We start from the raw sequence: 11,753 nt of genomic DNA on the forward strand, positions 1-11,753 counted from the left end.
TTTTTAATTCTTAGAGTCTAACCCTCTTTTGGTGATGTTGATGAAGAAATCGCAGTTGTGGGCTGGGCTGATAGCCCCTCTAGTTGCTTATTCCGGCATCCTCACGGCGATCTACGTGAACCACTCGTGGTGGAGGTTAACCGACAACGCGATAAGCGACCTCGGGAAGCTTGGTCTTCCCCACAACTGGCTCCTCAACGTGCCGCTCGTGATAACCGCTTTGCTCGCCGTATACTACGCTCTCGGCCTCCCAAGCATGGTAAGAAACAGCATCGAAAAGGCCGGAATCTGGATTTTGATGGCGGGCTTTGTCTTCTTGGGTTTGATAGGTATCTTCCCGGAGGGAACTTCGCCACACTACTACGTCAGCTGGGGTTTCTTCCTGACGGCAGGCTTTGGATTCCTAATAGCAGGCATCGGCATGGGACTTTCGGGGGACAGGGGTATGCTCTACTTCACGGTGATTCTCTTTGCTCTGGCCTGGATTCTCGCCCTCTGGGCCATGAGGACTTTCAAAGGTGTGGCAATACCAGAGTTCATTGGAGCGCTGACGATAACGGTCTGGCACTACTCGGTGGTGTGGAAGCTCTGGGGGAGTGAACATGAGGCACTATGAACTCATAAAGGTTAAAGAGGACGGGGCGGTGGAAATCCCGCTTGAGTTCGCCTACGAGCTCGGGCTCGTTAAGGGGGCGTACTTCCTGGTAGAGGTTGATACCAACCTCAAAGAGGCCCACATGGAGAGGATAGCCCTGCCAGGGAAGAAGCTTGTAGAGGTCGAGCTGGTTGTGGAGGACAGGCCCGGGGTTCTGGCCAGGGTCAGCGGGCTCTTTGGAAAGCACGGGATAAACATCCTCTTTAACGAGAGCGAGGAGCTGTCCGAGCTGGGTCTCGCAGCGATAGTTGCAATAGTGGACGTCAGTGGGAGCAGGATCCCCCTTGAGGAGCTTGAAAAGGCCCTTACGGGGCTGGAGGAAGTCAGGGAGCTAACTCTGAGAGAGGTGGAGTAGGAGGAGCAGAAAGAGGGCGAAGAGGGCCGCGCCCATGTTCACGTCCCTCGGCGTTATCTCCGTTCTTGGGAGCTTCGCGTTGAGTGCACCGCTCGTTCTGAGAAGCAGGAAAAGCACCACTCCACCCAGGAGCAGGTAAGCGTCCACCGCCTTTGGAGAGCTTCCAAGCCAAATGCCGGCGAGGAGCGTTGCGAGCGCCATTATCAGAGACGGGAGCACTGTGAAACCGTACCCCTTCCCTTCTCCCTTCATCAGGTAGTAGTTGAGCTTTGTGAAGGAAGCGAGCGTCCCCAGACCTGCGAGGTAGAACAGTTCCTTACCATATGGTAGCCCTTTAAGAAGGGCAGCCTTTGCCGGAGAGCCGACAAATGGCCATATCCCACTTATCGCAAGGCTGAGCATAAGGACCGAGGTCATCAGGATTGGATCACCCCTGTAGGAAAGCCTCTCAAGTTCCCTCGTTTTGGCTTTGTCCACCATGGCCCCAGCGGAGAGGAAGAGACCACCCTTGAAGAGCATGTGGGCGAAGGCGTAGTAGAGGGCCCCCAGCGGGTTGAGGGTCGCTATACCGAGGAGGACGTAGCCCATCTGGGAAACCGTCGAGTAAGCTAAAAAGCGCTTTATGTCCCTCTCCAGCAGCATGGCCCCGACGCCGAAGAACATCGAGGAGAAAGCCAGGACGAGGAGGGCATTTCTAAGGTTCTCGGGGGGTGGGAGGTAGAGCGAGAGGAGTACCATACCGTAGGCTGGGGCCTTGACAACCGCACCAGAGAGGAGCGCCGAGACCGGAGATGGAGCGTTGGCGTGTGCATCGGGGAGCCACAGGTGGAGGGGGAAGATTCCGGCCTTGAGGAGGAGCGATGTGAAGGCCACTGCGACGGCCGCCCTTATTTCCTTTGAGGGTGGAGCCTGGGAAACCAGTTCGAGGTTCAGGTAGCCGGTCTTAAGGTAGATGATGCCTATCGAGAACACGAAGAAGTAGGAAGCTAGGAGCGAGAGCATGAGGTACTTGTAAGCCGCCCTGGTTGCCTCTTTTCCTCCGGAGAAGCCCACCAATGCGAAGGAAGACACCGAGGCTATCTCCATGAAGATGTAGAAGTTGAAGAGGTCCCTGCTTATGAAGGCCCCGAGGAGGCCCACGTGGACAAGGAGGAGCAGTACAAGGGCCTTTATTTCCTTTTTGAAATAGATGATGGAGTACAGGGCTACGGCGGAGAAGAGGATAAACTCACCGAGGATTATGAGGGAGTTGTAGGCGTCGAAAGCCACCTCTATGCTCCCTATTTTCGGCCAGCCGCCGACCACTTCGCTTCCTTTCTCGAGGAATGGGTAGATCAACCAAGGCGACAGTGCTCCAGTCAGGAAGGAGTACTTGGCATACCTCTCCATTCTCAGGGGAACCGTGAGGGCCGTAAGGAAAGCGAAGAGGAGCGGAAGAGCTACCATGACGGCTATCACGCCCACTCCCTCCCGTTGCGCAGTATCATCGCCAGGGCCAGCGCGGTTATGGCAACGTCAACGACGAGGGTCGTCAGCATGAGCGTCGAGGGGAGGGGGTCAACCGGGTTGGTGGGCATTATGGGGAAGCTCCCTCCCTCGACGTACCCGGTGCCCATGAAGAAGAGTATCAGGCCGAGGGAGATTACGTTGATTGAGAGCACCTGCTTTATCGGGTTCTCCTTTGACATCAGGCCGTAGAGGCCGATGAGCATGACCACTATTCCAGCTGTTTCGGCGTTAATCACGGTCAACCCACCTCGACATGATGTAAAAGACGAGGACAAAGGAAGTCCCAACCTTTAGGGCAACTCCTATGTTGAAGGTCATTACGGTGCCTCCCGGCATGTAGGGGCGGAGGAAGTTGAGGAAGAAGGCCCCGAAGGCCAGCCCCATGAGTGCAACCCCCACTATGAAGAGGGCCGCAGAGGACTCCACGAGCTGGACCGTCATGAGGGGGAAGCGCTTTCTCGTCCTCCTGTAGCCGTAGGCTGTCATGAGCAGGATAACGCTCACGGCGAAGATAACCCCCGCCTGAAAGCCTCCCCCCGGGCTCTCGTAGCCGTAGATGGTAAGGTAGGCTCCATAGGTGACCAGGAAAGGTGCCACGAGCTTTGTCGTCGTCCTTACAACGAGGCTCATCTTCATCTCTTCCTCCTCCCGGGGAGCAGGTAGAAGCCGGTGGCCGCCGCGAAGAGGAGCGTCGCCTCGCCAAGGCTGTCGTAGCCCCTCCAGTCGGCGAGGATGGCCGTGACGAGGTTCGGGATTCCAACCTCGCGCCAGTTATTTAGATAGTAGGCGTAGCTCCCCCCTGAAACTTTGGTGTAGTCAAGCCTAAGGAGCTCCAGCAGGAGGACCGAACTGATGAGCGCTCCGATGAGGCGCTTCACTCCCCCACCTCCTTTATCGCGTAGAGGAACAACCCAGTGACTATCGCCCCAACCACGACAGCTGAGAGGGCAACGTCGGGAGCCCTCAGTTGGATTAACACAATTATGAAAGCCAAGCTCAGGAGGCCGTAGCGTAGCACCGCAGAGGTGAGCTTCCCGGCCTCGATCACCGAAACCGAGAGGAGTATTATCGCCATTAGGAGGACTTCATGGATTGTCCCAAGCATACATGTCCACCACCGCTTTCGGCTTTATTCCACTCTTATAGGCGGCCCTCGCTATCGCGTGGCTGACCATAGGGTTTATCATGGCTATCATGAGGGCTATCACAAGGAACTTGAGCTTTCCAGTGAGGGAGAAGTCTGCGGCGAGAGCCAATGCCAGGAGTATGCTTATCGCTCCCCCCGTGTCGCACTTTGCAGTTGCGTGGAGCCTCGTGTAAACGTCGGGAAAGCGGAGCAAACCGAGGGCCCCGAAGAACATTATGAACAGTCCGAAGAGGAGGAAGAGGAGAGCTATCACGCTCTCACCTCCAGATATTTCGCTATGATGAGTCCGCCGACGGCGTTGACCATGAGGAGCACTATGCTCACGTCGAGGAGGTAGGGGGCATTGTAGAGGAGCGAGAGCATCGCTATTATCACCACGGCCTTTGTCGTTGCCGTGTTCAGCGCGACTGCCTTGTCTGCGAGCGTCGGGCCGAAAATAACGCGGTAGCTAACCAGAGTCGCAGTAAACACGAGGAAAGCCACCGCGTAGGGTAAAATTACCAGAAGATTTTCTTCAGCCATTCTTCAAGCTCCCCCTTTATCTTTACTCCAGCCTTCTGCTGGTCGAGGGCCTCAACATCAATCCAGTGGATGTAGAGGTAGGCTTCACCGAGCTTTTTGCTGACGTCGAGCGTTAGAGTGCCGGGTGTGAGCGTTATGGAGTTCGCGAGGACGGTTAAGCCGGCGTTGGAGTGGAGGTCGGACTTCACCTTAACTATCCCGGGGTTTATGTCCATGAGGATGACGTTCTTGACGACCCTTAGGTTGCTCTCAAGGAGCCGGAAGGCCATTATGAATAGGTACTGAGGGACGAGGAATAGGAATATGTAGGCCGCCTTTGAGAGGAGGTGTCCCGTCTGTCGTATGTCCTCTGTGAGGAAGTCCCTCGTTATAATCGCTATCAGGAGCGTCACGAGAGCCCCCGTGACAATGTGAGGGGGTGAGAACTTGCCGCTTACGACGAGCCAGGAGGCGAAGAGGGTCAGCCACGTGATCCCCACCCTTTCCCAAGGGGGAAGTTTTCTCGCCTCGTAGCTCTCGTAGAGAACCCTACCCCTAACCTCGTCCAGTCTCTCACGTAGGTAGAAGTGTACCCTTCCCATGTATAGATTTCTACCCCAAACCTAAAAAGGGTTTTGACGGGGCTATACCCCCGCGTCCCATAAGATCAATCCGTTCCCCTGGGGCTTCCTCTCCAGAGGTTCTCCAAGGAACTCCTGGATGAAGACTTCGGCAACGAAGACCTCCCCTTCAACCAAATGGCCGCCGTAGAGTCTCCCGTCCGGGCCGCCGAGCGAAACGTGGATGTGCGCGAAGGGCTTTCCATCCTTGAGGCTTATATTTCCCATCAAGGAAACCAGCTCGAAGGTTCCCTCCAGTTCGATCATCTTGTATTCTCCGGCGTTCTCATCGAAGTAGCCGATCTTCGGGTGCCTCAGGCTTCCTATCGCGTTGATGGTTCCTATGAGAACATTGTGCTCCTCGGCGAAGCGGTTTATGTAACTCAGAAGCTCTTCTCCCTCTGGAATCCTGAAAAGAAAGTTCCTTCCCTTTGAAAACCTCATCACCATCACCTAAACCCTAATAAACCGCACTTGATTTAACCCTTTGGGTGAGAAAATGGACGCGAAAAACGCCGTGCTGAGGGTTCTTCCGGAGCTTCAGGAGCTTGAAGAGGTGGATTTCTCAAAGTACTCGAGCCAGTACATTCCGCTAATTAATGCCTTCGCTGAGACTGGAAGAACGGGACTGAACGAGTTCGAGGCCTTCGTGAGGAAAAACGGCCTCGAACCCTCCACTGTTGGGAACTTCCTCATCTCGCTCTTTCAGTACCTCCTGATCCGCTACCGCCGTTACGGTGAGTACTCCGTCGTTAAGCCCGCCATCAAGGTCTTTATCACACTCAAAGGCTGGCTGAACGAGAACGGCTTTGAGAAGGAATGGAAGCTCCTCCTCCACAACTTCGCCGGCTACATCGTGGACATGGCCGGGAAGACTGTTGAGAGGGAGGACTGTGAGGAGGCCCTTTCTTATCTCACCTTCGCCTACAGAATTGCGGAGGAAGCGGCGGGGAACTTTAAGGAAGAGTACTTCGGGGAACTCAAAGATAAAGCGGGGGAAATTCTAAAGGCTCTCTACGAAAAGTGCGGAATTGAAGGGGAGCTACCGAAAAAGAGGGAGAAAGGTTGCTGATCACCTCTCCAGAGTTACTTCCGCGTAGCTCCTCGGGTCCTCCCATATTTTCACCTTTATCTTTCTCACGTTGTCCCCTGCCTTTTCCACTATTCTCTCGGCAAACCACTCCGCTATGTATTCTGCGGTAACGTTGGGCTTGTCCAGTACTACTGCTTCATCCTCCGGTATTTCGAGCCTCTTCCCGTTTTTCTCGATAACGAGAATCCCCTCCTCCCCCCTTGCGATCCAGTCTTTGCTCACGAGGATCCTGTGGTCGAGGAGCTTTATCAGGTTGCTGAGATGATTGAAGTCGAATACCATACCGTTCTCGTTGAGCTCTCCCCATATCTCGACGTCAACGTTGTAGGTGTGCCCGTGTATGCGGAGGCACTTACTCTCGTAGGGAAGTGCGAGGAAGTGCGAGCTGTCGAAGTCTTTGTGCCAGCTTATCCTCCTCTCGGAGATTCTAAACCCCATCCTTCTCACCGGGGGAAGTTGTGGGTTAAAGTTATAACCCTTGCTGGACAACTTTAGGAAAAAGAAGTGAGGGCTCAAAAATGCCAGGGGGGTCTGGAAGAGGCTGGGGCCGCGGAAGGGGCCGGAGGAGAAAGATGCGGAACATAGGCCTCATCCCCGAGACCAGACATTTCTATCCGGCCACACCTCCATTTTCCCAACCAAAACCTCCGATTTTCATAACCTATGAGGAGTTCGAGGCCCTCAGACTAGTGGACTACGAGGGACTGACCCAGGAAGATGCAGGGAGGAGAATGGGTGTCTCCCGTGGAACTGTTTGGAGGGCTCTGAGTTCCGCCCGGAAGAAAGTGGCCCAGATGCTCGTTGAGGGAAGGGAAATCATAATTCTCCCACATGGAAACGAATTACCCGTTGAAACGGAAGAAGAGTAAAGACCAGAGGGGCATGGAGAACGCATCATCCGAGGAGCTCTTCCTTTATTGTTTCCGCTATCCCCTCTATGGCCCGTGAAGCTTTTGAGTCTGGGAAAGCCTCCACAACCGGCTTCAGCATGCTCATGCTCTCAGGTATCGCCCTGTCGTAGGGGATTCTTCCCAGTATCGGGATGCCTTCCCTCTCTGCCCACTTTTCCAAGCCATTGAAGTCTGGGTTGATGTCGGCCTTGTTGATGATGAGGTATGCCGGTTCCCTGAAGTGCTGGACGACCTTGTAGGCTCTCTGCACGTCGCTGAGCGAAGCTGGGGTAGGCTCGGCTATGAGTATAGCCACGTCAGCCCCTCCGAGGCTCGCTATGACCTGACATCCTATTCCCGCCGCGGAATCGACTATCATGTGTTCAAGACCTTTCTCCTCCATGAGCTTCTTCGCCCACTCCTTTTCATCAGTGACGAGCTTCCCGCTCTCAGGTTTTCCGACGTCAAGCTGAGCCGAAATTAAGGGGAAGCCGTACTTGGTGGTTGCTTTCTGGATAACGCCGGAGCGAACCTCCTCCAGACTTATCGTCCCCCCCACAGGGCAGACGAGGCCGCAGACATTGCAACCCTCACAGGTGAGTTCGTTCACCACGTAGTTGCCCTCGTCGTCGATGTAGATGCATCCATAGGGACAGCGCTCGTAGCAGATGCCGCACCTTATGCAGCTCTCAGTGTTTATCCTCGCTACTTTGGCTCCTAAGTGCTCCCTCTCCTCATCCCATTTCGTTACTCCCAGGAGGAGGCCAAGGTTTGGAGCCTCCGCGTCGGCATCAACCGCAACAAAGGAGTACTCGTCCTTCAGCAGGTAGAGGAGTGAAGCCGTTATCGTGCTCTTCCCGACGCCGCCCTTGCCGCTCGCTATCGCTATCTGCATCACTCATCACCCCCGATGAACTCCGCAACCCTATCGGCGAGGCCTTTGAATATCTCCGCTTCGGGATAATCCGTGAGGGCTATCGGCTTTCCCTCAACGTAGCTTTTAACTATGTTCTCGCTGTATGGAATCTCAGCAACGATTTGGGCGCCGTACTTCTCCGCGAGAGCGCGGACCTTTTCTATATCGCCAAGGTCCGCCCTGTTGACTACTACCCACGTTGGGATGCCCATGAGCCTTCCGAGTTCGAGGATAAGTTCCGTGTCGTGGATTCCGAGGGGAGTTGGTTCGGTGACTGCAATGAGGAGCTTTGAGCCCTCGATGGCCTTGGAAACTGTGTTGCCAGTCCCGGCTGCTGTGTCCACCATTAGAAGACCCTCTCTAACTTTCTCGGCCCTCTTTCTTGCCTCGACTACAAGGGGCATTGACCTTTCCTCGCCTTCCCTCAGTCTTCCCGTTACGAGGGTGAACCCGTAGGGTGTTGGGGTTACGTAGGTGTGGCCGATTGTTCTGAACGCTTCCAGGATGGCTCCTGGTACAGGACAGACTATCTCACAGGCCCTGCAGCCCGAACAGAGCGTTGGCATCAGGAAAGGCGTTCCATCGCGCATGGTTATGATGGCGTGCTCCTCACATACCTCGGCACACTTTCTACATTTGGTGCACTTCGAGTAGTCAAAGCGTGGCATGAACTGGTTCACGGGCTCCTCGTTGGCCAGCTCCACGCCGAGGAGTATGTGGTCGTTGGGAGCCTCAACGTCAAGGTCCGCTAAGGTTAGCTTGACCCCCAGCTTCCTGAGTGCAACGGCGAGGTTTGTCGCGACCGTTGACTTTCCGGTTCCTCCCTTTCCACCGCTCACGGCTATCTGCAAGCTCTCACCTCCGAAAATTAGGGAAGCCGAATGGGTTATAAGCTTTGTGGAACTCATCTGCAGAAACGCCTGCTCGCAAAGAAGGACGGATCTTCAAGGAGGTAAAATCGTCCCTCCCTTCGGGCCACTATTAAACCACCGTATTCCTCATCGTTCAGCTGCAAACCGATGCACATTGCCTTTCTTATCATCATTTTTCTACTGCAGAGGCACGACGATTCTGGAACCTCCACGGCCTTTCCAGTCCCGCGCGAAACTTCCGCCGTTTCCACCGTCGTTTTCTTGGGGTTCTTTACGACGGAGTACTTAACCACGAGATATTCCATCTCTTTCGGGAGAATCAGAGTTTTTCCCTCCGTTTTCAGCTCCCTATTGGCACGTTCAATCTTCGTATTCCAGAGAAGGGCCGACTCAAGGAGAGAGAGGGAAAAGAATAGGACGAGAGCGGGGAGAGATCCTAACCTGAAGTAGCAGATGAAGCTCGCTGGCAGCACTGCAAAGAAAAACACCCCTATCGCCATGCTCCTCCAGTGTGAGAGCACCTTCATTCTATCCCCCCTCGCTTGCTCACTCCCTGCTCTTCAGCCTTCTCATGTAGAACTTCTTTCCGTTGTATTCGAGCTCTATAAGCTCTCCTTCTTTTAGGAGCTTCTCAACGACGCTCCAGTCTGCGTTCGCCTTTTTCAGGAACTCCTTAACGGCATCCTCGCGCATGGGATGGACGGAGGTTATGCTCAGCAAATCCTCCTCAACGTTGCCGGTGAACGCAAAGGCGTTCCCCTCATAACCGATTAGATACTCCACATGCTCCTCGCCGAGAACCTCGCTGAAGACCTGATAGGCGTGGTTGATTAACTCCTCCTTCGCCGGTTTTACCCAGGATTCAGCTGGCGGCCTCGTTGGAACAGCTATGTACGCTTTATCGGGTTTCAGCTCCCTCAGGAATTCCGCTATCTTCCCGAACTCGTCGCCGTAGTCTATTCCGTCTATCAGCATCGTCTCGGTGACTACCTTTCCCTTGAACTCCTTTCTGAACTCCAGCATGCCCTTGAGGATCTTCTCAAGGCTCAGGCTCTTGTGGGGCCTGTCAATCCTCCTCCACAGCGGCTCGCTGACGGCATCAACTTTCAGCGAGACGAAGTCGAGCTTTAAGAGGTCTTCTCTAACGTCTTCCCGCCAGATTAGAGAGGCGTTTGTAAGGGCGGCGAGTTTTATGCCAAGCTCCCTAAGGAGGTCTATCTCCTTCCCAAGGTTGATGTCGAGGGTAGGCTCCCCATCCGGAACGAACGTGATGTAGTCCATCCGCTCGTTCCTTTCTCTGGCTTCCTGGACTTTCTCTTCCACTTCCCTGAATATCTGCCCGGGCTCGTAGAAGGGTCTCCTCTCGATTTCCATTTTCAGCGTCTTTCCTATCTGGCAGTAAACGCAGGCGTAGGTGCAGACTTTGTCAGGAATGTTGTTAACTCCGAGGCTTTTCCCGAGTCTCCTCGAAGGAACGGGTCCAAAGGCTATCATAACATCACCGGAATTAGGTCCGCCTAAATACCTATAAAGTTTTTGAAGGTTTGACATATATTCAGTTTGGTGTTACCTATGGGGAAGGACGAATCGATTCTGGGGAACCTTAAGCGCCTTGAGGAGCTCAGTCCCTTCGAGTTCAAGGAGTTGCTGATAAAGCTCGCGGAGAAGAAGTCAGAGAGGATGATGCTCAACGCAGGAAGGGGGAACCCGAACTTTCTAGCACTGGAGCCGAGGTATGCCCACATCCAGCTTGGCAAATTCGCCCTAAGCGAGGCGGAGAGGCACTTCGGTTACATGGGAGAGCTAATCGGCGGGCAGTGCGAGAAGGACGGAATAGGGGCCCGCTTTGAGATATTCGTCAGGAACCACTGGGAAGAGAGGGGAACGAGGTTTCTGCACTCGGCAGTTAGCTACGTGAGGGACTACCTGGGCCTTTCTGCCGAGGATTTTCTCTGCGAGATGGTTCAAGGTTACCTCGGTTGTGAATACCCTTCCCCGCCGAGGATGCTTCCGCTGGCCGAGGAGATAGTAAAGAGGTACCTCCTCAAAGAGATGGGCGCTGGCTACGACCTGGGTTACTCCATAGTCGAGGAGACCCAGCTCTTCGCAGTGGAAGGCGGAACCGGCGCGATGGCGTACCTCTTTGAATCCCTGAAGGCCAACCGCGTCCTCAATCCTGAAGATAAAATCGCGATGGCGGTTCCGATATTCAGCCCTTACCTTGAGATACCCACACTGGACCAGTACAGGCTTGAGATAGTTGAGGTTAAGGCGGACCCAGAGCTCGGATACCAGATACCGGATGAGGAACTCGAAAAGCTCAGAAATCCGGAGATAAAGGCGTTCTTCCTCGTCAACCCGGGGAATCCTACCGCGGTGAAGCTCGAAGAGGGCGTCCTTGAGAAGCTGAGAGATATAGTTGAAAACGAGAGGGACGACCTCATCATAATCACGGACGACGTTTACGCTACCTTCGTCGATGATTTCAAGTCTGTCTATTCCGTCCTGCCCCACAACACAATACTCGTCTATTCCTTCTCCAAGTACTTCGGGGCCACCGGCTGGCGCCTCGGTGTCATAGCCCTCCACAGGGACAACGTTGTGGACAAACTCATCGCGGAGCTCCCGGAGGAGGTCAAGGAGGAGCTCGATAGGAGGTATGCGACGATAACACCCAACCCAAGGGAGCTGAAGTTCATAGACCGGCTCGTCGCAGACAGCAGGAACGTCGCTTTGAGGCACACCTCCGGCCTCTCAACGCCCCAGCAGGTTCAGATGGTTCTCTTTGCGCTCTACGCTCTGATGGACGAGAAGGGGGACTACAAGAAGGCCGTGAAGAGAATCCTCCTGAGAAGGTATCGGGCCTTATATAGGGGGATAGGGATTGAGCCTCCCGAGAATCCGGACTACACTCACTATTACATCCTGCTCGACATGGAGGAGCTCAGTGAGAGGCTCTACGGAAAGGAGTTCTCGGAGTGGTTCATGGAGAACTTCCCGCCTGAGGAATTCATAGTCCGCCTCGCGGAAGAGGCTGGTGTTGTTCTCCTCCCTGGGAGGGGCTTTGAGGTTCCCCATCCCTCCGCGAGGGTTTCACTCGCCAACCTTAGGGAGATTGACTACCTCCGCATAGGAAGGACGATTAGGAGAATCCTCGACGAGTATCACGGGGAGTTCAGGAGGAGCCGTTGAGTG

Annotated in this window: 19 protein-coding genes; 5 read left to right on the forward strand and 14 right to left on the reverse strand. The window is 54.6% G+C overall.

From position 1 onward, the window contains the following. Nucleotides 1–34: 34 nt before the first annotated feature. Together E3E29_RS02015 and E3E29_RS02020 are read left to right on the forward strand one after the other, a co-directional pair. Complete coding sequence (locus tag E3E29_RS02015) at nt 35–616, forward strand: DUF998 domain-containing protein (RefSeq protein ID WP_342764672.1); 582 nt, start codon at nt 35–37, stop codon at nt 614–616. Further along, nucleotides 603–1,010 (forward strand): ACT domain-containing protein, encoded by a 408-nt coding sequence (locus E3E29_RS02020; protein ID WP_167909263.1) that lies wholly within the window; start codon nt 603–605, stop codon nt 1,008–1,010. The genes E3E29_RS02015 and E3E29_RS02020 overlap by 14 nt, the downstream gene beginning before the upstream one ends. On the opposite strand, the gene E3E29_RS02025 is transcribed toward E3E29_RS02020, so the two are convergent. From E3E29_RS02025 to E3E29_RS02065, 9 genes are read right to left on the reverse strand one after another with little or no spacing between them, the layout of a single operon-like run. Further along, complete coding sequence (locus E3E29_RS02025) at nt 987–2,468, reverse strand: monovalent cation/H+ antiporter subunit D family protein (protein WP_167909264.1); 1,482 nt, start codon at nt 2,466–2,468, stop codon at nt 987–989. The two genes, E3E29_RS02020 and E3E29_RS02025, sit on opposite strands and share 24 nt — an antisense overlap. Then, nucleotides 2,465–2,755: a cation:proton antiporter subunit C gene (locus E3E29_RS02030; RefSeq protein WP_167909265.1), complete on the reverse strand. Its 291-nt coding sequence runs from the start codon at nt 2,753–2,755 to the stop codon at nt 2,465–2,467. Before E3E29_RS02030 ends, E3E29_RS02025 begins: the two co-directional genes overlap by 4 nt. Continuing rightward, entirely contained in the window at nt 2,748–3,155 is a 408-nt protein-coding gene (locus E3E29_RS02035) for a Na(+)/H(+) antiporter subunit B (protein WP_167909266.1), read from the reverse strand. The genes E3E29_RS02030 and E3E29_RS02035 overlap by 8 nt, the downstream gene beginning before the upstream one ends. After that, nucleotides 3,152–3,397, reverse strand: coding sequence for a hypothetical protein (locus tag E3E29_RS02040; RefSeq protein WP_167909267.1), 246 nt, complete (start codon nt 3,395–3,397; stop codon nt 3,152–3,154). Before E3E29_RS02040 ends, E3E29_RS02035 begins: the two co-directional genes overlap by 4 nt. After that, entirely contained in the window at nt 3,394–3,624 is a 231-nt protein-coding gene (locus E3E29_RS02045; protein ID WP_167909268.1) for a hydrogenase subunit MbhD domain-containing protein, read from the reverse strand. Before E3E29_RS02045 ends, E3E29_RS02040 begins: the two co-directional genes overlap by 4 nt. Further along, entirely contained in the window at nt 3,605–3,919 is a 315-nt protein-coding gene (gene mnhG / locus E3E29_RS02050) for a monovalent cation/H(+) antiporter subunit G (protein WP_167909269.1), read from the reverse strand. Before mnhG ends, E3E29_RS02045 begins: the two co-directional genes overlap by 20 nt. Continuing rightward, complete coding sequence (locus tag E3E29_RS02055) at nt 3,916–4,188, reverse strand: monovalent cation/H+ antiporter complex subunit F (protein WP_167909270.1); 273 nt, start codon at nt 4,186–4,188, stop codon at nt 3,916–3,918. Before E3E29_RS02055 ends, mnhG begins: the two co-directional genes overlap by 4 nt. Further along, a complete protein-coding gene (locus E3E29_RS02060; RefSeq protein WP_167909271.1) occupies nt 4,164–4,769 on the reverse strand; it encodes a Na+/H+ antiporter subunit E in 606 nt (201 codons plus the stop codon). Before E3E29_RS02060 ends, E3E29_RS02055 begins: the two co-directional genes overlap by 25 nt. A 42-nt stretch (nt 4,770–4,811) precedes the next feature. Then, nucleotides 4,812–5,231 (reverse strand): PPC domain-containing DNA-binding protein, encoded by a 420-nt coding sequence (locus E3E29_RS02065; protein ID WP_167909812.1) that lies wholly within the window; start codon nt 5,229–5,231, stop codon nt 4,812–4,814. Nucleotides 5,232–5,286: 55 nt separating this feature from the next. Between E3E29_RS02065 and E3E29_RS02070 the strand changes: the two genes are divergently transcribed. Next, nucleotides 5,287–5,859 carry a hypothetical protein gene (locus tag E3E29_RS02070; RefSeq protein WP_167909272.1) on the forward strand — a complete coding sequence of 191 codons (573 nt, stop codon included), beginning with the start codon at nt 5,287–5,289 and terminating at the stop codon, nt 5,857–5,859. On the opposite strand, the gene E3E29_RS02075 is transcribed toward E3E29_RS02070, so the two are convergent. Continuing rightward, nucleotides 5,860–6,318 carry a 6-carboxytetrahydropterin synthase gene (locus E3E29_RS02075; protein WP_167909813.1) on the reverse strand — a complete coding sequence of 153 codons (459 nt, stop codon included), beginning with the start codon at nt 6,316–6,318 and terminating at the stop codon, nt 5,860–5,862. It abuts the gene before it with no gap. An 80-nt stretch (nt 6,319–6,398) separates the two neighbouring features. Between E3E29_RS02075 and E3E29_RS02080 the strand changes: the two genes are divergently transcribed. Beyond that, the gene (locus E3E29_RS02080) at nt 6,399–6,749 is read left to right on the forward strand and encodes a DUF134 domain-containing protein (protein WP_167909273.1); all 351 of its coding nucleotides are present in this window, start codon (nt 6,399–6,401) and stop codon (nt 6,747–6,749) included. 25 nt (nt 6,750–6,774) lie between these two features. On the opposite strand, the gene E3E29_RS02085 is transcribed toward E3E29_RS02080, so the two are convergent. The 4 genes from E3E29_RS02085 to E3E29_RS02100 are packed head-to-tail and all read right to left on the reverse strand — an operon-like array spanning nt 6,775 to nt 10,052. Beyond that, nucleotides 6,775–7,665, reverse strand: coding sequence for a P-loop NTPase (locus E3E29_RS02085; RefSeq protein ID WP_167909274.1), 891 nt, complete (start codon nt 7,663–7,665; stop codon nt 6,775–6,777). Next, on the reverse strand, nt 7,665–8,537 hold the full coding sequence (locus E3E29_RS02090) for a P-loop NTPase (protein WP_167909275.1): 873 nt from the start codon (nt 8,535–8,537) through the stop codon (nt 7,665–7,667). The genes E3E29_RS02085 and E3E29_RS02090 overlap by 1 nt, the downstream gene beginning before the upstream one ends. A 53-nt stretch (nt 8,538–8,590) precedes the next feature. Continuing rightward, nucleotides 8,591–9,085 carry a hypothetical protein gene (locus tag E3E29_RS02095; RefSeq protein WP_167909276.1) on the reverse strand — a complete coding sequence of 165 codons (495 nt, stop codon included), beginning with the start codon at nt 9,083–9,085 and terminating at the stop codon, nt 8,591–8,593. A gap of 19 nt (nt 9,086–9,104) precedes the next feature. Next, the gene (locus E3E29_RS02100; RefSeq protein ID WP_167909277.1) at nt 9,105–10,052 is read right to left on the reverse strand and encodes a radical SAM protein; all 948 of its coding nucleotides are present in this window, start codon (nt 10,050–10,052) and stop codon (nt 9,105–9,107) included. 78 nt (nt 10,053–10,130) lie between these two features. On the opposite strand from E3E29_RS02100, the gene E3E29_RS02105 reads away from it, so the two are divergent. Continuing rightward, complete coding sequence (locus E3E29_RS02105; protein ID WP_167909814.1) at nt 10,131–11,750, forward strand: bifunctional aspartate transaminase/aspartate 4-decarboxylase; 1,620 nt, start codon at nt 10,131–10,133, stop codon at nt 11,748–11,750. Nucleotides 11,751–11,753: the final 3 nt, after the last annotated feature.

It is taken from the genome of Thermococcus sp. Bubb.Bath, from assembly GCF_012027595.1.
GTDB lineage: Archaea > Methanobacteriota_B > Thermococci > Thermococcales > Thermococcaceae > Thermococcus.

Bases quoted from the DNA above. Each gene is read 5' to 3' on its own strand.
- E3E29_RS02015 (WP_342764672.1), top strand. From the start codon at position 35: ATGTTGATGAAGAAATCGCAGTTGTGGGCTGGGCTGATAGCCCCTCTA.
- E3E29_RS02020 (WP_167909263.1), top strand. From the start codon at position 603: ATGAGGCACTATGAACTCATAAAGGTTAAAGAGGACGGGGCGGTGGAA.
- E3E29_RS02035 (WP_167909266.1), bottom strand. From the start codon at position 3,155: ATGAAGATGAGCCTCGTTGTAAGGACGACGACAAAGCTCGTGGCACCT.
- E3E29_RS02045 (WP_167909268.1), bottom strand. From the start codon at position 3,624: ATGCTTGGGACAATCCATGAAGTCCTCCTAATGGCGATAATACTCCTC.
- E3E29_RS02055 (WP_167909270.1), bottom strand. From the start codon at position 4,188: ATGGCTGAAGAAAATCTTCTGGTAATTTTACCCTACGCGGTGGCTTTC.
- E3E29_RS02060 (WP_167909271.1), bottom strand. From the start codon at position 4,769: ATGGGAAGGGTACACTTCTACCTACGTGAGAGACTGGACGAGGTTAGG.
- E3E29_RS02065 (WP_167909812.1), bottom strand. From the start codon at position 5,231: ATGAGGTTTTCAAAGGGAAGGAACTTTCTTTTCAGGATTCCAGAGGGA.
- E3E29_RS02070 (WP_167909272.1), top strand. From the start codon at position 5,287: ATGGACGCGAAAAACGCCGTGCTGAGGGTTCTTCCGGAGCTTCAGGAG.
- E3E29_RS02075 (WP_167909813.1), bottom strand. From the start codon at position 6,318: ATGGGGTTTAGAATCTCCGAGAGGAGGATAAGCTGGCACAAAGACTTC.
- E3E29_RS02080 (WP_167909273.1), top strand. From the start codon at position 6,399: ATGCCAGGGGGGTCTGGAAGAGGCTGGGGCCGCGGAAGGGGCCGGAGG.
- E3E29_RS02085 (WP_167909274.1), bottom strand. From the start codon at position 7,665: ATGCAGATAGCGATAGCGAGCGGCAAGGGCGGCGTCGGGAAGAGCACG.
- E3E29_RS02095 (WP_167909276.1), bottom strand. From the start codon at position 9,085: ATGAAGGTGCTCTCACACTGGAGGAGCATGGCGATAGGGGTGTTTTTC.
- E3E29_RS02100 (WP_167909277.1), bottom strand. From the start codon at position 10,052: ATGATAGCCTTTGGACCCGTTCCTTCGAGGAGACTCGGGAAAAGCCTC.
- E3E29_RS02105 (WP_167909814.1), top strand. From the start codon at position 10,131: ATGGGGAAGGACGAATCGATTCTGGGGAACCTTAAGCGCCTTGAGGAG.